Source organism: Phenylobacterium sp. (genome assembly GCF_036264965.1).
Classification (GTDB): Bacteria; Pseudomonadota; Alphaproteobacteria; order Caulobacterales; family Caulobacteraceae; genus Phenylobacterium.
In genome coordinates this window covers 14,121-32,339 of the sequence record NZ_DATAPY010000168.1, presented here as the reverse complement: position 1 = coordinate 32,339, position 18,219 = coordinate 14,121, and the positions used below count along the sequence as shown (strand labels likewise).

Sequence of the window (18,219 nt, the reverse complement as noted above, 5' to 3'; positions counted from 1 at the left end):
CGACCCAGCTCTAAACTGGCCGACCGACCGTTCGGTCAAAGCATGTGAGCAGCTTGCTCCGATCTGCGCAAGGCGCCGGACCGGCCCGCTGACAGGCGCAGAGCCCACCTCGCCCCTCGCCACCGCGCGCGCCTCTGCTAACACTGGTGCGGGCCAGTCCGGGGAGCCTCCGCCGTATGAATCGCCGCACCTTCATGGCCGCCGTTCCGGCCAGCGCCCTTGCGGGCCGCGCGTTCGCCACCAGCCGGCAGGAGAACCCGGTGCGGGACCGGCCGGACGTGCATGGCGGGGACCGGATCGACGGGGCGACCTGGGCGTCGCGCAGTCCGGCCTGGGGGCTGCAGGGAGCGGCGGCGACGGCGCATCCGCTGGCGACGCTGGCGGCCATCGAGATCCTGAAAGCCGGCGGCTCGGCGGTGGACGCGGCGGTCTGCGCCAATGCGGTGCTGGGCTTCGGCGAGCCGATCTCCTGTGGGGTCGGCGGCGACTGCTTCGCCATGCTGTGGGACCCGAAGGCCCGCAAGGTCCTGGGCCTCAACGGTTCCGGCCGCAGCCCCGGGGGCCTGACGCTGGCCGAGCAGCGCAAGCGCGCCAACGCCAAGGGCCTGATCAATTCGTTCGGCGCGGTCTCGGTCAGCGTGCCGGGTGCGGTCGACGCGTGGTGGACCCTGCACCAGAAGTTCGGGAAGCTGCCCTGGAAGGACCTCTTCCAGCCGGCCATCCGCCATGCCGAGGAAGGCGCTCCGGTCGTCCAGAACGTGGCCTTCTACGTCGGCGGCTCGCAGCGGACCTTCAACAAGCCTGAGAGCCACATTGAGGAGGTCGCGAACTTCAACGCGCTGTGGGCGCCGAACGGCAAGACGCCGCGCGAGGGCGAGGTGTTCCGCAATCCGATGCTGGCCCACACCTACCGGCTGATCGCCGAGGGCGGCGGGCGCGCCTTCTACGAGGGCGAGATCGCCGAGAAGATCGAGGCCTATTTCAAGCGCATCGGCGGTTGGATGACCAAGGCCGACCTCGCCGCCCACCACACCGAATGGGTCGAGCCGCTGTCGATCAACTACCGCGGGACCGACGTCTGGGGCCTGCCGCCCAACAGCCAGGGGCTGGTCACCCTGCAGATGCTCAACATCATGGAGCAGTTCGATATTAAGGGGATGGGCTTCCAGTCGGCCATGGCCCTGCACCACGAGGTAGAGGCCAAGCGGCTGGCGTTCGAGGACCGGGCGAAGTTCTACGCCGACCCGCACTTCTACAAACAGCCCACCGAGTGGCTGCTGTCGAAGGACTACGCCAAGGAACGCGCCAGGCTGATCCGGCCGGACCGGATCCTCAATCCCGCCTACGCCGGCCAGGCGCCCAGCCACGGCGACACCACCTATTTCACCGTCGCCGACAAGGACGGGATGATGGTCAGCCAGATCCAGTCCAACTACCGCGGCATGGGCTCGGGCCTGATGCCCGACGGCCTGGGCTTCATGTTCCAGAACCGCGGCGAGCTGTTCGCGCTCACCGACGGCCACCCGAACCTCTATGCGCCGGGCAAGCGGCCGTTCCAGACCATCATCCCCGGCTTCGCGACGAAGGGCGGAGAGCCGCTGATGAGCTTCGGCGTGATGGGCGGGGACATGCAGCCGCAGGGCCAGGCGCAGATCGTCTCCAACATCGTCGACTTCGACTTAGGGCTTCAGGAGGCCGGCGACAGCCCCCGCTGGCACCACGAGGGCGGCAACGAGCCGACCGGCGAGAACCTGGGGCCGATCGGCAAGCTGAACCTGGAGACCGGCGTGCCGGAGGCCACCAAGAAGGCGCTCGCCGATCTCGGCTGGCCGCTGGCGCCCAATCCCGGTGTCTACGGCGGCTGCCAAGCCATCCAGCGCCACCCCGGCCGCTACGCCGCGGCCACCGAAATGCGCAAGGACGGGACCGCCCTGGCGTACTGATGGCGCCAAGATTCTTCACGACCCAGGCCGAGTGGCGCGAGTGGCTGGCGGGGAACCATGCCACCGCGATGGAACTCTCCGTCGGGTTCTGGAAGGTCGGCTCGAGCAAGGCGTCGATGACCTGGCCGCAAAGCGTGGACGAGGCCCTCTGCTTCGGCTGGATCGACGGGGTGCGCCACCGGATCGACGATGAGGCCTACCGCATCCGCTTCACGCCGCGCAAAGCCGGCGGCATCTGGAGCCAGGTGAACCTGAAGCGCTTCGCCGAGCTGGAGGCGGAGGGGCGCATTGCGCCGGCGGGCCGCACCGCCTGGGAGGTCGGCAAGGGCCGGACGCGCGTCTACAGCCACGAACGGCCTCTGCAAGACTTCACGCCTGCCGAGACCGACGCCTTCCGGGCCAACGCTGTGGCCTGGACCGCCTGGCAGGCCTTCCCGCCCGGTTACCGCAAGGTGGCGATCCACCGGGTGGTCTCCGCCAAGGGGCCGGAAACCCGCGCCCGCCGGCTCACGATCCTGGTTGACGCCTCGGCCCAGGGCCTCAAGCTGATGAGCCCAACCCAGATCGACACACGGCACAACAGATGACCGCCGAGGAAATGGACGCCATCGTCATGGCCTTCCCGATGATGGAGAAGGGCGTGAGCTATGGCCGGCCGTCCTACAAGGTGAACGGCAAGTTCTTCACCCGCCTGCGCCGCGAGGACGAGTCCATGATGCTGATGGAGGTGAGCTTCGACGAGCGCGAGATGCTAGTGGAAGCCGAGCCCGGCACCTTCCATTTCACCGCGCACTACAAGGACTATCCGGCGGTGCTGGCGCGGATCGCCACCCTGCATCCCGGCTCGCTGAAGGCCTTCCTCGAACGCCGCTGGCGCAAGGTCGCGCCCAAGAAGCTGGTCAAGGAGTACGACGCGGCAAACGGCGCCTGACGCTTGACGTCGCAGGGGGCGTCGCGCCGTGGCGGCGGCGCTCACCCTTTGGTAGGAACTCTGCAACTTATTAGAGAACAGCGGCGACGGCGCCGGAGTGCTCCCAGCGTGCAGCGTTTCATCTTGCAGCAGAACATCGACCGCTTCCGGGCCCGGATGGCCGGCGCGGCCGACGACGGCGACCGCCGCCGCGTGCAGGCCATGCTGGCCACGGTCGAGCGCGAGCTGGCCCTGCTTGAGGCGGCCGAGGCCGGGGCCGGCGCGCCGCCTTGGCCGATCGGCGCCAAGGAGAGCCTCGCCGCCACCCAGGTAGGCCTCGCCGCCGACTTCCACCGTGAATTCGGCGCTTCCGAGCATGTCGCCTACATCATCGACCCTGCGCCCGGATTGAACTTCGTTGAGGTGAACGCGGCCTTCGAAGCCGCCACCGGCCTGACCCGCGATGAGGTGATCGGCCGGCCGCTGTTCATAATGTTCCCGGAGAACCCCGGAGAAGAAGGCGCAGTCGGCGTCTCGCAGATCTACGCCTCGCTTCGCAGGGTGGCTGAGACCGGCCGTCCGCACGCCATGCCTATCCTGCGTTACGATGTGCGCAACGCCGACGGGGTGTTCGTGGAACGCCACTGGCGGGCGGTGAACACGCCGCTGCACGACGAGGACGGGCGGCTGATCTACCTGATGCACATCGTCGACGAAGTGACCGACGAGGTCCTCAGGGCCCGCGCCGCCGCCGGCTAGAACTCGTCCTCGATGCTGGCGCGGAACTGCTCGAAAATCTCCTTGGCGCGCTCATCGGGCGTTTGATTGGGATCCGCCTGGGTGGACAGCGCCGGCTCGGCGCCACCGCCCGTCAGCCGGCCGACCACCGCGCCGTTCCGGACCAGCAGCACCTCCTCGCCGGCCTCGGCCCCCGTCAGCAGCGCGGCCAGTTTCGGCGGCAGGTCGTCGAGATCGATGCGCTTCATGGCGGCGATCCTAGCGCCGCTAGAGATGACAGGGGAGCCCAGGCCTCTTAGGGAAGTCGCATGGCCTACAAATCCCTGCGCGAGTTCCTGAAAGTCCTGGAAGCGGCGGGCGAGCTGGTGCGGGTCACCGAGCCGGTCTCCACGGTCCTGCAGATGACCGAGATCCATCGGCGGCTGCTGGCGCAAGGCGGACCTGCGGTCCTGTTCGAGAACGTCATCCGCGCCGACGGCGAACGCTCGCCCATGCCTTGCCTGATCAACCTGTTCGGCACCGTGAAGCGCGTGGCCATGGGCGTGACGCTGGAGGGCCGCGCGCGGACCACCGCCGCCGATCTGCGCGAGGTCGGCGAGCTACTGGCCTTCCTGCGCGCGCCGGAGCCGCCGCGCGGCTTCAAGGACGCCATGGAGATGCTGCCGCTGGCCAAGACGGTGATGTCCATGCGCCCGGCCACGGTGAAATCCGCGCCCGTGCAGCAGGTGGTCTGGACCGGCGACAAGATCGACCTGAACAAGCTCCCCATCCAGACCTGCTGGCCGGGCGAGCCCGCGCCGCTGATCACCTGGCCGCTGGTGGTGACCAAAGGCCCGTCCCAGACGCGGGAGGACGACTACAACCTCGGCATCTACCGCATGCAGGTGACCGGCAAGGACCGCACCATCATGCGCTGGCTGGCGCACCGCGGCGGCGCCCAGCACCACCGCCGCTGGAAGGCCGAGGGCAAGCGCGAGCCCCTGCCCGCCTGCGCGGTGATCGGCGCCGATCCGGGCACGATCCTGGCCGCCGTGACCCCGGTGCCGGACACACTCTCGGAGTACCAGTTCGCCGGCCTGCTGCGCGGCGCCAAGGTCGACCTGGTCCCCGCCAAGACCGTGCCCCTGATGGTTCCGGCGCAGGCCGAGATCGTCATCGAGGGCCACGTCCTGCTGGACGACTACGAGGACGAGGGGCCCTACGGCGACCACACCGGCTACTACAACTCAGTCGAGAAATTCCCGGTCTTCCGGGTTAGCGCCATCACCATGCGCAAGGACCCGATCTACCTGACCACCTTCACCGGCCGCCCGCCGGACGAACCCTCGGTGCTCGGCGAGGCGCTGAACGAGGTCTTCATCCCGCTGCTGCGCCAGCAGTTCCCGGAGATCGTCGACTTCTGGCTGCCGCCGGAGGGCTGCTCCTACCGCATCGCCGTCGTCTCGATGAAGAAGGCCTACGCCGGCCACGCCAAGCGAGTGATGATGGGCGTCTGGAGCTACCTGCGGCAGTTCATGTACACCAAGTGGGTGATCGTCGTGGACGACGACATCAACGCCCGCGACTGGAAGGACGTCATGTGGGCGATCTCCACGCGCATGGACCCGGCCCGCGACATCACGGTCGTGGAGAACACGCCCATCGACTACCTGGACTTCGCCTCTCCGGAGAGCGGGCTGGGCTCGAAGATCGGCCTGGACGCCACCGACAAGTGGCCGCCGGAGACCCACCGCGAGTGGGGCCGCAAGCTGGCCATGGACGAGGCCACGGTGACGGTGGTCACGCAGATGTGGTCGCGCCTGGGCCTGCCGGGCGAGGGCAAGCCCATCGGCTGACCTTGCGGGAAGCCGCGAAGCGCGGGCAACCTCCCGCGCCTAGACCCTGTCCCGACCGACTTGGACCAAGTCAGCCGGGAAAGAACAGGGTCGTCGTCTATATCTGGAGCCCTTCTTGTCCACTCAGGTTGATCCAACCTGAGTGGGAAGGGCTCTAGGGGAACACGCCATGGACGTCACGCCTTCCGCCCACGCGGCCGCCCTCTGGGTCGGGCTGCATCTGATCCTACTGTTGGTGCTGTCGGTGCTGGTGGTGCGGCAGCGGCGCAAGCATCAGGTGGTGCTGGGCGACGCCGACATCCCACAGCTGGCCCAGGCAGTCCGGGCCTTCGGCAACGCCACGGAATATGTCCCCGGCGGCCTCATCGCCATCGCGGTGTTGGCCATGGCCGGCGCGGCGCCCATGGAAGTGCACGCCATCGGCCTGACCCTGTTCGTGGGCCGCGTGGCCCATGCGATCGGCCTGTCGCGCAGCGGCGGATCCTCGATCCTGCGCTCGGCGGGCGTCGTCGCCACCTGGCTGGCCTATATCGTCGGCGGCGTGGCCTTGATCTTCCACGCCATCCCTTAAGCCGCCCTAGCTTGTTCTCAGGCGCCGGCTCGGCCATATGGCCGCCATGGACGAAAACCTGTTGAACGACGTAGTGGCCGCAGCCCTGGCCGCAGGCGCTGACGCCGCCGAGGCCGTAGGCGCCGATCGCCGGGCCCTTTCGATCACCGTGCGCAACGGCGAACTCGAGGAAGTCGAGCGGGAGGAAAGCCGCGACCTGGGCCTGCGGGTCTTCATCGGTCAGCGCCAGGCCTCCGTCTCGGGCTCCGACGTCAGCGCCGAGGCCCGCGCCAAGCTGGTGGCCCGCGTGGTGGCGATGGCGCGGCTGGCCCCGGAAGACCCCTACGCCGGCCTCGCCGACCCGGACCGCCTGGCCCGCGGGCCCCTGGCCGACCTCGACCTCTACGATCCGGCCGAGCCCGAGCCGGAAGCCCTGGAAGCCAAGTCGCGCACCGCCGAGGCCGCGGCCCGCGCCGTGCCCAAGGTCACCAATTCCGATGGCGGCTCGGCCAGCTGGTCGGCCGGACAATGGCGGATTGTCACCAGCGCAGGCTTCTCCGGCCTGCATCGCGCCTCGTCCTTCTCGCTGGGCGCTTCGGCCATCGCCGGCGACACCGACGGGATGGAGACCGGCTATGACGGCCGCTCGGTGCGCTGGCAGGGCGACCTGCCGGACGCCGCGGCCATCGGGACCGAGGCCGGGTCCCGCGCCGCGGGCCGCCTGGGCGCGCGCAAGATCAAGTCGACCACCGCGCCGGTGATCTTCGAGAACCGCCTGGCCGCCTCGCTGCTGGGCCCGCTGATCGGCGCCGTCTCCGGCCCTGCGATCGCGCGCGGCACCTCGTTCCTGAAGGAGAAGCTAGGCCAGCCGGTGTTCGCCAAGGGCATCGCCGTGACGGACGACCCGCACCGCCCGCGCGGCCTCGGCTCCTCGCCCTTCGACGATGAGGGCGTCGCCAACCACAAGATCAACCTGATCGACGACGGCGTGCTGACCACCTGGCTCCTGAACACCTCGTCCGCGCGGCAGCTCGGCCTCGCCACCACCGGCCACGCCTCGCGCGGCCTGGCGGGGCCGCCCGGCGTCGCGCCGTCCAACCTGACGCTGGTTCCGGGGACGCGTAGCCAGGCCGAGCTGATGGCTGACGCCGGCGCGGGCCTCTTGGTCACCTCGATGTTCGGGCCGTCGCTGAACGGCAACACCGGCGACTGGTCGGTGGGCTGCTCGGGCTTCTGGTTCGAGGGCGGCCAGATCGCCTATCCGGTCAACGAGATCACCGTTGCGGGCAACCTGATCGATATCTACGCCCGCCTGATTCCCGGCGCCGACCTGGAGATCAGGGGCGCCTCGAACGCGCCGTCGATCCTGGTGGACGGCCTGGCGATCGCTGGCCTCTAGGCGGCCAGCCATTGATCCGGAGGCGGCGGCGGCCTATCGGCTGCGCCAAGCGCCTCCGCGCACCTCACGACCCAAAGAAGACTCTGAGACACCCATGTCCGACAAACAGCTCCTCCACCTGGTGATCGGCGGCGAACTGAAGGCCCTCGACGGCCCCGCGGAGTTCCGCGACCTGACCAAGGTCGACCTGGTGGGCGCCTATCCCAACTACACCGAGGCGCTGGCCGCCTGGCGCGGCAAGGCCCAGTCGACCGTCGACAACGCGCTGATGCGCTACTTCATCATCCACGCCCACAAGCTGCTGGATCCGGACTCGGACGGGGATCACGACCACAGCCACTAGGGCTACTCGCGGCGCAGCAGCTTCTCGGTGAGCACCGAACCCAGCATGCCGGCGCGGAAGTCGGCCTTCATGCCCACCGGGTCGTACACCGGGCTCTCGACCCATTCGAGGAACGACAGGCCCGCGGGTTCGCCCTCGGCCAGGTAGCGCTCGAAGACGTAGTCCAGCACGCCGGTCTTGCCCTGCTTCACATGCAGGTAGCGGATGTGCAACTGGTCGAGCGCCTCGCGGATCGGCAGGCCCTTGCGGAAGTGCATGTAGAGGACGCTCATGATCCCCGCCCGGTCCGCGCCGGACTTGCAGTGGATCAGGGCCGGGTAGGCGATGGTCTCGTAGAGCCGCTTGGCGCCCAGCACCCGGTCGCGGCTGGGGACCTCGCGCGAGGTGATGGTGAAGTCGACCATGTCCAGGCCGAGCCGCTGACAGGCGTCCTTCTCCAGGGCGTGGAAGCTGGCGTCGAAGCCGCCGCGCAGGTTGACGATGGTCTTGATCCCGCGGTCCTTCCAGGCAGCCAATTGGTGCGGCCAGGGCTGGTTGGTGCGCACCAGCTCGTCGGAGATCCAGTGGGCGTTCTGGAAGCCAAGCCTGAGGTAGGCGTGGTCGTTCCACAGGTAGTCCGCATAGGTCTTGAACCGCCCGCCCGGCGTGGCGAGGTCGAATGCGGGCTCGGTTGGCGCAAGCGTCATGGCGCCCCATCTAAGGGTTCCGCCGCCTCGACGGAAGCTGTGGCGCCCAAACGACGCAGGCGCCGCCACGACCGGCCGCCCGCTTGACTCCAACCCCGCATCGGACGACCCCAAGCCGTATGAGCGCGCCTTCACCGCCCGAGCTTAGCGCCCGCGCCCTGATCGGCCGGGTGGCGCGGATCTACCTGGCGCCACGCTGGAAGGGCTGGATCACCGCCTTCGTGGCGGCGGTCGCCGTGGCCTTCTTCTCCACCAAGCTGGCCCAGATCCTCGAGCCGGCGACCAACGACCTGTTCATCAACCACAAGCCCGGCCAGCTGGTGCGCCTGCCGCTGATGATCGTCGCCATCGCGCTGGCCCGGATGGTCGCCTCGCTGATCCAGGCCTCGCTGGTCAACCGCATGGGCAACGGCGTTGTGGGCGACGTCCAGCTGCAGCTGTTCGGCCGCATGGTTCGCGCCGATCTGGCGCGCATCCGCAGCCAACATTCCGGCTCCTACGTGGCCTCGGTGCTCTACGACGCCGGCCTGATCCGCGAGGCGGTGACTTCGGGGTTCATAAACTACACCCAGAACCTGTTGATCGTGATCGGCGCGATCACCGTGATGATCGCCAACGACCGTCTGCTGACCATCGCCGTGGTCGTGGTCGCCCCGCTGGCCAGCACGATCATGCGGCGGTTCTCCAGGCGCAGCAGCAAAGCGGCCCGCGGCGCCATGGCCGAGACCTCGGCGCTGTCGACGGCGATCATGGAGAGCCTGGACGGGGTGCGGATCGTCAAGATCGAGAACCGCGAGGCCTATGAGGAGGAGCGGGTGGCCGGGGTCGTCCATCGCCGCCAGTCCCACCTGATCAAGGGCGCCAACGCGCGGGCTTTCGCCGCGCCGTCCACCGAACTGTTGATGACCCTGATCACCGCCGCGGTGCTGTACTACGCCGGCTGGCGCTCACAGCAGGGGCACATGACCGCCGGCGCCTTCGTGGCCTTCATGGCCGCCCTGGCGATGGGCTCGCAATCGCTGCGCCAGGTGGCCAACCTGCAGACGGTGTTCGCCGAAGGCATGACAGCGGCGCGCCGGCTGTTCACCGCGCTCGACGTGGAGCCGGAGGTGCGCGAGCGGGCGGGCGCCGGAACTCTGGCGCTGAGCCAGGGCGTCGTCCGGTTGGAGAAGGTCAGTTTCCGCTACGAGGGCGAGGGCCCACCGATCCTGAACGGTGTGACGCTCGAAGCCTGCCGCGGCGAGACCGTGGCCCTGGTCGGCCCCTCCGGCGGCGGCAAGAGCACCATCCTGAACCTGATCCCGCGCTTCTATGATCCCACCGAGGGCCGGGTGACCCTGGATGGCGTGGACGTGCGCGACGTGACGCTGAAATCCTTGCGCAGCCAGATCGCGCTGGTCACCCAGGAAGCCTTCCTGTTCGACGACACCATCCGCGCCAACATCGCCTATGCCCGCCCGGACGCCAGCGAAGCGGCGGTGGAGCAGGCGGCGCGCGAGGCCGCCGCGCACGACTTCATCATGGGCCTGCCCAAGGGCTACGACACCCAGGTCGGCGAAGCCGGAGCGCGGCTCTCCGGCGGCCAACGGCAGCGGATCGCGATCGCCCGCGCGTTCTTAAAGGACGCGCCGATCCTGCTGCTCGACGAGGCCACCAGCGCGCTGGACACCGAGAGCGAGGCCCAGGTGCAGGCGGCGCTGAAGCGGCTGATGGCCGGCCGCGCGACGATCCTGATCGCCCATCGCCTCTCGACCGTGCGCGGCGCAGACCGCATCTACGTGCTCGACAAAGGCAAGATCGTGGAGACCGGCGACCACGCCGGCCTGGTCCGCAAACGCGGCCTCTATGCGCGCCTGGCCAGCCGCCAGGACCTGGAGCCGGACGCCGTGCCGGAACCGGCGGCTTGAAGAAGCTGCTGCGCAGCGACGCGGTCCAGAACCTGCTGGGCTGGCTGCTGGGCGTCTATATCCGCCTGATCCTCAACACCGTGCGCTGGCGCCACGAGAACTTGGACTGCGTCGAGCCGGTGCTGGCAGGCGACAGCGGCGCGATCGCCCTCTTCTGGCATGGCCGGGTTCCGCTCTGTCTGGCGACCGCGCCGCAGTGGTGGCGCAAGCGGACGCGGGCCTTCGTGTCGCCCTCCTCCGACGGCCAGTTCATCGCCACGGCCCTGGAGATGGCCGGCTTCCCCGCCATCCGCGTCTCCTCGGCCAAGAAGGGCGACGCCGCCAAGGCCCGCCAGGCGGTGGCGGCGATCCGCGAGGCGGTGACCCACGTGGCCGAGGGCGGCGCGCTGGTCATCACGCCGGACGGACCGCGCGGACCGAACGAGATCATCGCGCCCGGGGCCCTGCAGATCGCCAAGCGTTCGAAGCAGCCGGTCTTCCTGATGGGCATTGCGGCGAACCCCGCCAAGCAGTTCGACACCTGGGACAAGGTGATGTTCGCCGCCCCGTTCGGCCGCGGCGCGGTGGTCTGGGACGGGCCGCTCCATGTCCCGGATGGCATCGACGACGCGGGCTCAGAGGCCCTGCTCGCCCAATGGTCAGCCCGCCTCTCGGAAGTCACCCGACAGGCCGAGGCCCTGGTGGGACGCGCGCCGCATTGATCCCGCAGGCCCGCGGTGAGACATAGGGCCATGGCGCACACCCACGACCACGGCGATCACGATCACCACGACCATGAGCCTCATGATCGTGAGGACCACGCGCATCATGACCACGGCCACGAGCACGACCATGGCCATAAGCATGGCGGCGGACACAGCCACGGTCACGGGCACAGCCATTCGCACGGCGGCCATCACCACCACGTCCCAACCGACATGGGCCGGGTGTTCGCCATCGGGGTGACGCTGAACACCCTCTTCGTACTGGTCGAGGTCGGCGCGGGGTTCTGGGCCGGGTCCATGGCCTTGCTGGCCGACGCCGGCCACAACCTCTCCGACGTGCTGGCGCTGCTGATGGCCTGGGGCGCGACGGTGCTGGCCAAGCGTGCGCCGACCAGCCGCCGGACCTATGGCCTGCGCAAGGGCACGATCCTGGCCTCGCTGGGCAATGCGGTGTTCCTGCTGCTGGCGATCGGGGCAATCGTCTCGGAGTCGATCCACCGCCTGACCCTGCACAGCACCATCGACTCCCGCACGGTCATGCTGACCGCGGGCCTGGGCGTGGTGATCAACACCACTACGGCGCTCCTCTTCATGCGCGGCAGCCAGGAGGACCTGAACGTCCGCGGCGCCTTTCTGCACATGGCCAGCGATGCGGCGATCTCGGTGGCCGTGGTGATCGGCGCCGGGATCATCGCTCTGACCGGCCTGCAGTGGATCGACCCGGTGCTCAGCCTGGGCATCGCGGTGATCATCGTGATGGGCACCTGGGGCCTGCTGCGCGACTCGGTGAATCTGGCGCTGGACGGCGCGCCGCGCGGCATCGACGTCGCCGAGGTGCGCGAGTGGCTGGCGGGGCTTCCCGGCGTCGAGGAGATCCACGACCTGCACGTCTGGGCTATGAGCACCACCGAGACGGCCTTGACCGCCCATGTCATTCGCCCGGCCAACGACGACGGCGACAGCTTCCTGCACTCGGCCTGCGAGGGCCTGGCGCATCGCTTCAACATCGGCCACGCCACCCTGCAGGTGGAGACCGACAGCGACACCGCCTGCCGGCTGGCGCCCCACGGGGTGGTGTGAGCCGAGCTCCGCGCACGCTGCCGCTGGCCCTCTACGCCGCGGCGACCGGCCTGATGGAGCCGCTGGCGCCGCGCCTGCTTCGCCGGCGCGCGGCCCGCGGCAAGGAGGCTCCCGACCGCCTCAACGAGCGCCTGGGCCGCCCAGCCCTGCCACGGCCTGAGGGACCGCTGGTCTGGCTGCACGGCGTAAGCGTGGGCGAGAGCCTCTCGCTGTTGCCGCTGATCGCCGCCCTGCGCGCGGTGAAGCCCGGCCTGAACATCCTGGTCACCTCGGGCACCGTGACCTCGGCCCAGGTGCTGGCCCGGCGGCTGCCGGCGGGCGTGATCCACCAGTTCGCGCCCATCGACGCCCCGGGCGCGGCGAGGCGGTTCCTGGACCACTGGCGGCCGCAGGCGGCGCTGTTCGTGGAAAGTGAGCTCTGGCCCAACCTGATCGTCGCCGCCACGGCGCGCGGCGTGCGCCTGGCCCTGCTCTCGGCGCGGATGACCCAGGCCAGCGCCGACGGCTGGGCCCGTGCGCCGGGGACGGCGCGGGCTCTGTTGCAAGCGTTCGACCTGGTGCTGGCGCAGGACGGCGAGACCGAGACGCGGCTGACCGGTCTGGGCGCCCACGTCGGACCGCGCCTGAACCTGAAGCTGGTCGGCGAGGCGCCGCCGGTGGACGCGGCGACCGTGGCCGCCCTCAAGGCCGGCCTCGACGCCAGGAAGGCCGTATTGGCCGCCAGCACCCATCCCGGCGAGGAACGCCTCATCGCCGAGGCGTTCCGCGCCGCAGTCGCCGACGGTCCGGCCGCGGTACTGATCGTCGCCCCGCGGCACCCCGAGCGGGGACCGGATGTCGCCGCCGAGCTTCAGGGGCTGAGCTTCACAGTGGCGCGGCGCGGCGCGGGCGAGGCCTTGGGCGCGCAGACCACTGCCTATGTCGTCGACACCCTGGGCGAGCTCGGCGCGTTCTACGTCACCGCTGACGCGGTGGTGATGGGCGGCAGCTTCGTGACCGGGATCGGCGGGCACAATCCGCTGGAGGCCGCGCGGCTGGAGGCGGCCATCGTCACCGGGGCCGAGATTTTCAACGCCCGCGACATCTATGCGGCGCTGTTCGCCGACGCCGCGGCCATCGAGGCCGCCGACGGCGCAGCGCTTACCCGGCACATCGCGGGCCTGCTGGCCAATCCGGCGATCGCGCGGCGGATCGGCGAGGCCGCCGCCGACTACGCGGCCCGCCAAGGCGCTGCGTTGACTGCGGCCATGGCCCTGATCGAACCCTTGCTGGCCATATGAAGCTCTCCACGCCCCGCTGGTGGTATGTGCGCCATGACGCGCAGCGGAGCGGCGGGATGCCGACGATCCGCGCCCTGCTGACGCCGGTGTCCTGGATCTGGGCGGCGGTGACCGCCCGGCGGATCGCGCGGGCGGTCCCCTTCGATCCGGGCGTCCCGGTGATCTGCGTCGGCAACCTCACGGTCGGCGGCGTCGGCAAGACGCCGGTGGTGAGCGCGCTGGCCGAACGGCTGACAGCGCGAGGCCTGGCTGTCCACCTGCTCTCGCGGGGCTACGGCGGGCGACTGGAAGGCCCGGTGCGCGTCGATCCTGACCGCCATTCCAGCGCCGACGTCGGCGACGAACCCCTGATGCTGGCGGCTCACTATCCGGTATGGGTGGCCCGCGACCGCGCCGCTGGCGCCAAGGCCGCGGCCACCGCCGGCGCCCAGGCGATCATCATGGACGACGGCCATCAGAACCCTTCCGTGAAGAAGACCCTGTCGCTGGTGGTGGTGGACGGCGAGACCCGCGGCGAGGACTGGCCGTTTGGCGATGGCCGCGTGTTTCCCGCCGGACCCATGCGCGAGCCGCTGGCCGTGGGCCTGGCGCGGGCCGATGCGGTGCTGGTGCTGCTGCCGGGTGACCTGCCGCAGGCCGACCCGGAGCTCACAGCCCTCCTTCGCGGCCCGCCGCTGCTGACCGGCCACCTGCAGCCGACATCCGCGCCGCCCGCCGGACCGCAGCTCGGTTTCGCAGGCATCGGCAAGCCGTGGAAGGTGGCCGCCTCCCTGAAGGCTGCCGGCTGCGAGCTGGCCGACTTCGCGCCGTTCCCCGACCACGCGACCTATGCCGAGGCGACGCTGAAGGCGCTGGCCGACCGCGCGGCGGTGTTCAACGCCGGCCTGGTGACCACCGAGAAGGACTGGGTGCGCCTGCCGCCGGCGTGGCGCGCGCGGGTCGTCGTCTGGCCGGTGAAGGCGGTGTTCGACGATCCGGCGCCGCTCGACGCCCTGCTGGACCGCGCGGGCCTCTAGGCGACCGCGCCGGCCTTCTCCGCGAACTTCCAGCTGGCCTGGGCGAGCGACACCACGCGGTCGGCCTGCTGGGCGGCGTGCGGGCTGTTGGCGGTGCCGTCGCGCACCCGGCCGACGATGCCCTGCAGGATACCCGCCAGGCGGAAGGCGTTGTAGCTGAAGAACCAGTTCAGATCGTGCAGGCCGGTGCGGCCGGTCAGGCTGCAGTAGTACTCGACGGTTTCGTCGATCGTCGGCAGGCCGTGGGCCTTCAGGTCCGGGATAGTCGAGATCGTGCCGTTCACCCAGTTCATCAGGAGGTAGGTGAAGTCCGCCAGCGGCTCGCCGAGCGTCGACAGCTCCCAGTCGAGCACCGCGGTCACCCTGGGCTCGGTCGGGTGGAAGATCATGTTGTCCAGCCGGTAGTCGCCGTGGACGATCGAGGTCCGCTCCTGTGCCGGCAGGGTCTTCGGCAGCCAGTCGATCAGCCGCTCGATCTCCGGGATGTGCTGGGTCTCAGACGCCTTGTACTGCTTCGTCCAGCGCTCGACCTGACGGCCCATGTAGTTGCCGGGCCGGCCGTAGTCGGAAAGGCCGATGGCCTCGTAGTCGGTGTTGTGCAGGTCGGCGAGCACCTTGATCTTGTCCATGAAGATCGGGCGCCGCTCGGCCGGGGAATATTGCGGCAGGGTCTGGTCCCAGAGGATGCGGCCCTCGACCATGTCCATGATGTAGAACCAGGTGCCGATCACCTCGTCGTCGACGCACAGGCCATAGGTCTTGGCCACCGGGAAGCCGGTCGTGCCCAGCGCGGTGATCACCTTGTACTCGCGGTCCACCGCGTGGGCGGACGGCAGCAGCCTGCCCGGCGGCTTGCGGCGCAGGACGTATTTCTTGCCCGGCGTGATCAGCTGATAGGTCGGGTTCGACTGGCCGCCCTTGAACTGGCGCACCTCCAGCGGCCCGGCATAGCCCGCGACATTGGCGGTCATCCAGCGCGCCAGGGCGGTTTCATCGAACTTGTGCGACTCCGCCACGGCCTTGGTGCCGGTGTTGAGCTGTTCGCGCTCCTGCTCGGCGGCGTCGACCATGGCGATCCCTCGTACAGTTGTTTGAACCCACTTTATCGGGGCGGGCGTCCTGGGAGCAAGGCGCTCAGCGCACGAGCGCCCGCCAGCCGATGTCGGTGCGGTGGAAGCCTTGCGGCCAGTCGATACGGGCCACCGCGCCATAAGCCCGCTCCCGGGCTTCGGCGAGGTCGTCGCCGATGGCGCAGACGTTGAGCGCGCGGCCGGCGCCCGCCAGAACGGTCCCGTTCGGCCCGGCGGACGTTCCGGCATGGAAGACCACCACGCCCTCGCCGAAGTCCTGGTCCAGGCCGCCGATCACGCTGCCGGCCTTGGCCGGCCCCGGATATCCTTCGGTGGCCAGCACCACGCAGACCGCGTCGTCGTCGCGCCAGACCGGCTGCGGCATCTCGTGCAGGCGACCGGTGGCGCAGGCCATCAGGTAGGGCACGAGGTCGCTCTCCAGGCGCAGCATCAGCACCTGGCATTCGGGGTCGCCGAAGCGGGCGTTGAACTCGATCAGCTTGGGCCCGTGGCGCGTGGCCATCAGCTCCACGAACAGCACCCCGCGGTAAGGCGCGCCGTCGGCGGCGATGCCCTTGAACGCGGGGCGCACGAGGCGGTGGTCGATCTGGTCCACCAGGTCGAGGGTGAAGACCGGGGCCGGCGAATAGGTCCCCATGCCGCCCGTGTTCGGCCCCTCGTCGCCGTCGAAGGCGCGCTTGTGGTCCTGCGCCCAGCCGAACAGCATCGAATGCTTGCCGTCGCAGAGCGCGAACAGCGAGCCGATCTCGCCGTCGAGGAATTCCTCGATCACCACCCGCGCGCCCGCCGCGCCGAACCCGCCCCCGAAGGCGTCGTCGATCGCGGCTTCCGCGCCGGCGCGGTCCGGGGCGATCACCACGCCTTTGCCGGCCGCCAGGCCGTCGGCCTTGATCACATAGGGCGGCCCGAAATGCGCCAGGGCGGCCTTGGCGGCCGGTGCGTCGTCACAGATCCGGTAGCCCGAGGTCGGCAGATGGTGGCGGTCGCAGAAGGCCTTGGTGAAGGCTTTGGAGGACTCCAGCCGCCCGGCCGCCGCGGTCGGGCCGAAACAGGGGATGCCAGCTTCGGCCAACGCGTCGGCCAGGCCTGCCTCGATGGCCACCTCCGGCCCGATCACCACCAGGTCGGCGGCGATCTCCCGGGCCAGCGCCACCAGACGCGCGACCTCGGTGGTCTTGATGTCCCGGGTTTCGGCCAGCGCGGCCATGCCGGGATTGCCCGGCGCGCAGACCAGGCGCGTCAGCAGCGGCGATTGCTTGATCTTCCAGGCCAGCGCATGCTCGCGCCCGCCGGAGCCCACGAGGAGGATGTTCATGGGCGGGCTTTCACCCGTCAGGCGGAGGCGGTCAAGACGTCAGGGCCCTGGATCAGGGCGACGCGCCAAAGGCCATGCGCGTCCAGGTCACGCCGCCGGCGATATTGGCCACCTGGATCGAGCCCGTTTCGACGTTCACCAGGGTATCCAGGCCGGCGGCCGCAGCGAGACCGGCGGTTTCCGCGGCCGTGACGGGGAAGACGACGCGCCCACGCGCGGCCGGACCATGTCGCAACGAGATCGCGATCACGCCGCGCCTCGAAAGCAATCCCGCCAGGATTGGGAACGCGTGCTTGCGTTCCGCCGCCGTCAGATGGGCCCACACGCCTTCAATGAGGATGAAGGCGAAGGGACACGTTCCGGCGGACGTGAGGTGCTCCAAGAAGGGAAGGCTGTCATCGATCCACACGATCGGAAGGTCGCCATATAAATCCCGAGCCCCTTCGCGAAGCTCGGGCGTCGGTTCGACGGCTGTCACCGCATGTCCGTCGGCCGCCAGCCTGGCCGCGTCGTGACCGGGACCGGAGCCGACATCCAAGATCCGGGATGGCTGGACTGGGAAGAGGTGGAGAATGTGCCGATGCACCTCCTCGAAGCGAAGGCGCGTCGACAGAAGCCGAGGAGCCGCCTCGCCGTACCCTCTGGTTCCGATCGGTCGAGCTGTCTCCACGCACCAAGGTTAGCTGAGTCTTCGACGTCGACGATGCGCCTGCAGCGGACCCCGAGCGCGGCTCAGCCCTCGAGGTCGAGGGAGTAACCCGCCGAGCGGACCGTGCGGATCGGGTCGTCGGTTTCCGAGACGCCGAGCGCCTTCCTCAGGCGGCCGATGTGCACGTCGACGGTGCGGGCCTCGACGTAGACGTCGGAGCCCCAGACGGCGTCCAGCAGCTGTTCGCGGGAGAACACGCGGCCCGGATGCTGCATCAGGTAGTCGAGCAGGCGGAACTCGGTGGGGCCGAGGTGGATCTCCTGGCCCGCGCGCTTCACCCGGTGGGCCACGCGGTCGATCAGCAGGTCGCCGCGGCGGACCCGGTCCTCGGCCAGGCCGGGGCGGATGCGGCGCAGCACCGCGCGGATGCGAGCCGTCAGCTCGGTCATCGAGAAGGGCTTGACCACATAGTCGTCGGCGCCGGTGTCGAGGCCGCGGACGCGATCCGTCTCCTCGCCGCGCGCGGTCAGCATGATGATCGGCACGTTGCGGGTCTCGTTGCGCTGGCGAAGTCGGCGGCAGACCTCGATGCCCGAGACCTTGGGCAGCATCCAGTCCAGCACGACGAGATCGGGCAGGCGCTCGTCGACCAGCAGCATGGCTTCCTCGCCATCACCGGCGAGAGCCACCTCATAGCCTTCCTTTTGCAGGTTGTACTGCAGCAGGGTCGCGAGCGAGTCCTCGTCCTCGACCACCAGGACGTGAGGCGTCAT

19 protein-coding genes are annotated in these 18,219 nt (G+C 69.7%); 13 read left to right on the top strand and 6 right to left on the bottom strand.

Features of this window, described 5'->3' with window-relative positions; translation table 11 throughout:
• Positions 1 to 176: 176 nt before the first annotated feature.
• The 4 genes from VHS75_RS22215 (at position 177) to VHS75_RS22200 (ending at position 3,612) form a co-directional block, all read left to right on the top strand.
• Positions 177 to 1,943, top strand: coding sequence for a gamma-glutamyltransferase family protein (locus tag VHS75_RS22215; RefSeq protein WP_329640813.1), 1,767 nt, complete (start codon positions 177 to 179; stop codon positions 1,941 to 1,943).
• Positions 1,943 to 2,530, top strand: coding sequence for a YdeI/OmpD-associated family protein (locus VHS75_RS22210; protein WP_329640812.1), 588 nt, complete (start codon positions 1,943 to 1,945; stop codon positions 2,528 to 2,530). Before VHS75_RS22215 ends, VHS75_RS22210 begins: the two co-directional genes overlap by 1 nt.
• The gene (locus VHS75_RS22205; RefSeq protein WP_329640811.1) at positions 2,527 to 2,874 is read left to right on the top strand and encodes an MmcQ/YjbR family DNA-binding protein; all 348 of its coding nucleotides are present in this window, start codon (positions 2,527 to 2,529) and stop codon (positions 2,872 to 2,874) included. The genes VHS75_RS22210 and VHS75_RS22205 overlap by 4 nt, the downstream gene beginning before the upstream one ends.
• 108 nt (positions 2,875 to 2,982) lie before the next feature.
• A complete protein-coding gene (locus VHS75_RS22200) occupies positions 2,983 to 3,612 on the top strand; it encodes a PAS domain-containing protein (RefSeq protein WP_329640810.1) in 630 nt (209 codons plus the stop codon).
• On the opposite strand, the gene VHS75_RS22195 is transcribed toward VHS75_RS22200, so the two are convergent.
• Positions 3,609 to 3,839 carry a hypothetical protein gene (locus VHS75_RS22195; RefSeq protein WP_329640809.1) on the bottom strand — a complete coding sequence of 77 codons (231 nt, stop codon included), beginning with the start codon at positions 3,837 to 3,839 and terminating at the stop codon, positions 3,609 to 3,611. The genes VHS75_RS22200 and VHS75_RS22195 overlap by 4 nt on opposite strands.
• Before the next feature lie 60 nt (positions 3,840 to 3,899).
• On the opposite strand from VHS75_RS22195, the gene VHS75_RS22190 reads away from it, so the two are divergent.
• The 4 genes from VHS75_RS22190 to VHS75_RS22175 all read left to right on the top strand — a co-directional run bounded on the left by VHS75_RS22190 (position 3,900) and on the right by VHS75_RS22175 (position 7,718).
• Positions 3,900 to 5,426, top strand: coding sequence for a UbiD family decarboxylase (locus VHS75_RS22190; protein ID WP_329640808.1), 1,527 nt, complete (start codon positions 3,900 to 3,902; stop codon positions 5,424 to 5,426).
• A gap of 169 nt (positions 5,427 to 5,595) precedes the next feature.
• On the top strand, positions 5,596 to 5,997 hold the full coding sequence (locus tag VHS75_RS22185; RefSeq protein ID WP_329640807.1) for an MAPEG family protein: 402 nt from the start codon (positions 5,596 to 5,598) through the stop codon (positions 5,995 to 5,997).
• A gap of 46 nt (positions 5,998 to 6,043) precedes the next feature.
• Positions 6,044 to 7,375: a TldD/PmbA family protein gene (locus VHS75_RS22180; protein ID WP_329640830.1), complete on the top strand. Its 1,332-nt coding sequence runs from the start codon at positions 6,044 to 6,046 to the stop codon at positions 7,373 to 7,375.
• Positions 7,376 to 7,469: 94 nt separating this feature from the next.
• A complete protein-coding gene (locus tag VHS75_RS22175; RefSeq protein ID WP_329640806.1) occupies positions 7,470 to 7,718 on the top strand; it encodes a DUF4170 domain-containing protein in 249 nt (82 codons plus the stop codon).
• Between the two features lie 2 nt (positions 7,719 to 7,720).
• Here the strand turns inward: VHS75_RS22175 and VHS75_RS22170 are convergent, their stop codons facing one another.
• Entirely contained in the window at positions 7,721 to 8,404 is a 684-nt protein-coding gene (locus VHS75_RS22170; RefSeq protein ID WP_329640805.1) for a fused DSP-PTPase phosphatase/NAD kinase-like protein, read from the bottom strand.
• Positions 8,405 to 8,523: 119 nt separating this feature from the next.
• Here VHS75_RS22170 and VHS75_RS22165 point away from each other — a divergent pair, with 119 nt between their 5' ends.
• The 5 genes from VHS75_RS22165 to lpxK are packed head-to-tail and all read left to right on the top strand — an operon-like array spanning position 8,524 to position 14,391.
• Positions 8,524 to 10,311: an ABC transporter ATP-binding protein gene (locus VHS75_RS22165; protein WP_329640804.1), complete on the top strand. Its 1,788-nt coding sequence runs from the start codon at positions 8,524 to 8,526 to the stop codon at positions 10,309 to 10,311.
• Positions 10,308 to 11,012, top strand: coding sequence for a lysophospholipid acyltransferase family protein (locus VHS75_RS22160; protein ID WP_329640803.1), 705 nt, complete (start codon positions 10,308 to 10,310; stop codon positions 11,010 to 11,012). The genes VHS75_RS22165 and VHS75_RS22160 overlap by 4 nt, the downstream gene beginning before the upstream one ends.
• 30 nt (positions 11,013 to 11,042) lie before the next feature.
• Positions 11,043 to 12,095 (top strand): cation diffusion facilitator family transporter, encoded by a 1,053-nt coding sequence (locus VHS75_RS22155; protein WP_329640802.1) that lies wholly within the window; start codon positions 11,043 to 11,045, stop codon positions 12,093 to 12,095.
• Positions 12,092 to 13,375 (top strand): 3-deoxy-D-manno-octulosonic acid transferase, encoded by a 1,284-nt coding sequence (locus VHS75_RS22150; RefSeq protein ID WP_329640801.1) that lies wholly within the window; start codon positions 12,092 to 12,094, stop codon positions 13,373 to 13,375. The genes VHS75_RS22155 and VHS75_RS22150 overlap by 4 nt, the downstream gene beginning before the upstream one ends.
• Complete coding sequence (gene lpxK, locus VHS75_RS22145) at positions 13,372 to 14,391, top strand: tetraacyldisaccharide 4'-kinase (RefSeq protein ID WP_329640800.1); 1,020 nt, start codon at positions 13,372 to 13,374, stop codon at positions 14,389 to 14,391. The genes VHS75_RS22150 and lpxK overlap by 4 nt, the downstream gene beginning before the upstream one ends.
• On the opposite strand, the gene VHS75_RS22140 is transcribed toward lpxK, so the two are convergent.
• The 4 genes from VHS75_RS22140 to phoB form a co-directional block, all read right to left on the bottom strand.
• Positions 14,388 to 15,461 carry a phosphotransferase family protein gene (locus VHS75_RS22140; RefSeq protein ID WP_329640799.1) on the bottom strand — a complete coding sequence of 358 codons (1,074 nt, stop codon included), beginning with the start codon at positions 15,459 to 15,461 and terminating at the stop codon, positions 14,388 to 14,390. The genes lpxK and VHS75_RS22140 overlap by 4 nt on opposite strands.
• A gap of 64 nt (positions 15,462 to 15,525) precedes the next feature.
• The gene (gene purD / locus VHS75_RS22135) at positions 15,526 to 16,797 is read right to left on the bottom strand and encodes a phosphoribosylamine--glycine ligase (protein WP_329640798.1); all 1,272 of its coding nucleotides are present in this window, start codon (positions 16,795 to 16,797) and stop codon (positions 15,526 to 15,528) included.
• A 52-nt stretch (positions 16,798 to 16,849) separates the two neighbouring features.
• The gene (locus VHS75_RS22130; RefSeq protein ID WP_329640797.1) at positions 16,850 to 17,335 is read right to left on the bottom strand and encodes an SAM-dependent methyltransferase; all 486 of its coding nucleotides are present in this window, start codon (positions 17,333 to 17,335) and stop codon (positions 16,850 to 16,852) included.
• A gap of 194 nt (positions 17,336 to 17,529) precedes the next feature.
• Positions 17,530 to 18,219 (bottom strand): phosphate regulon transcriptional regulator PhoB, encoded by a 690-nt coding sequence (gene phoB / locus VHS75_RS22125; RefSeq protein WP_329640829.1) that lies wholly within the window; start codon positions 18,217 to 18,219, stop codon positions 17,530 to 17,532.

Excerpts from the sequence above, each read along its gene's own strand:
- VHS75_RS22175 (WP_329640806.1), top strand. The coding sequence starts at position 7,470 with ATGTCCGACAAACAGCTCCTCCACCTGGTGATCGGCGGCGAACTGAAG.
- VHS75_RS22190 (WP_329640808.1), top strand. The coding sequence starts at position 3,900 with ATGGCCTACAAATCCCTGCGCGAGTTCCTGAAAGTCCTGGAAGCGGCG.
- VHS75_RS22195 (WP_329640809.1), bottom strand. The coding sequence starts at position 3,839 with ATGAAGCGCATCGATCTCGACGACCTGCCGCCGAAACTGGCCGCGCTG.
- VHS75_RS22170 (WP_329640805.1), bottom strand. The coding sequence starts at position 8,404 with ATGACGCTTGCGCCAACCGAGCCCGCATTCGACCTCGCCACGCCGGGC.
- VHS75_RS22205 (WP_329640811.1), top strand. The coding sequence starts at position 2,527 with ATGACCGCCGAGGAAATGGACGCCATCGTCATGGCCTTCCCGATGATG.
- VHS75_RS22180 (WP_329640830.1), top strand. The coding sequence starts at position 6,044 with ATGGACGAAAACCTGTTGAACGACGTAGTGGCCGCAGCCCTGGCCGCA.
- VHS75_RS22210 (WP_329640812.1), top strand. The coding sequence starts at position 1,943 with ATGGCGCCAAGATTCTTCACGACCCAGGCCGAGTGGCGCGAGTGGCTG.
- VHS75_RS22155 (WP_329640802.1), top strand. The coding sequence starts at position 11,043 with ATGGCGCACACCCACGACCACGGCGATCACGATCACCACGACCATGAG.
- VHS75_RS22185 (WP_329640807.1), top strand. The coding sequence starts at position 5,596 with ATGGACGTCACGCCTTCCGCCCACGCGGCCGCCCTCTGGGTCGGGCTG.
- phoB (WP_329640829.1), bottom strand. The coding sequence starts at position 18,219 with ATGACGCCTCACGTCCTGGTGGTCGAGGACGAGGACTCGCTCGCGACC.
- purD (WP_329640798.1), bottom strand. The coding sequence starts at position 16,797 with ATGAACATCCTCCTCGTGGGCTCCGGCGGGCGCGAGCATGCGCTGGCC.
- VHS75_RS22140 (WP_329640799.1), bottom strand. The coding sequence starts at position 15,461 with ATGGTCGACGCCGCCGAGCAGGAGCGCGAACAGCTCAACACCGGCACC.
- VHS75_RS22215 (WP_329640813.1), top strand. The coding sequence starts at position 177 with ATGAATCGCCGCACCTTCATGGCCGCCGTTCCGGCCAGCGCCCTTGCG.
- lpxK (WP_329640800.1), top strand. The coding sequence starts at position 13,372 with ATGAAGCTCTCCACGCCCCGCTGGTGGTATGTGCGCCATGACGCGCAG.
- VHS75_RS22165 (WP_329640804.1), top strand. The coding sequence starts at position 8,524 with ATGAGCGCGCCTTCACCGCCCGAGCTTAGCGCCCGCGCCCTGATCGGC.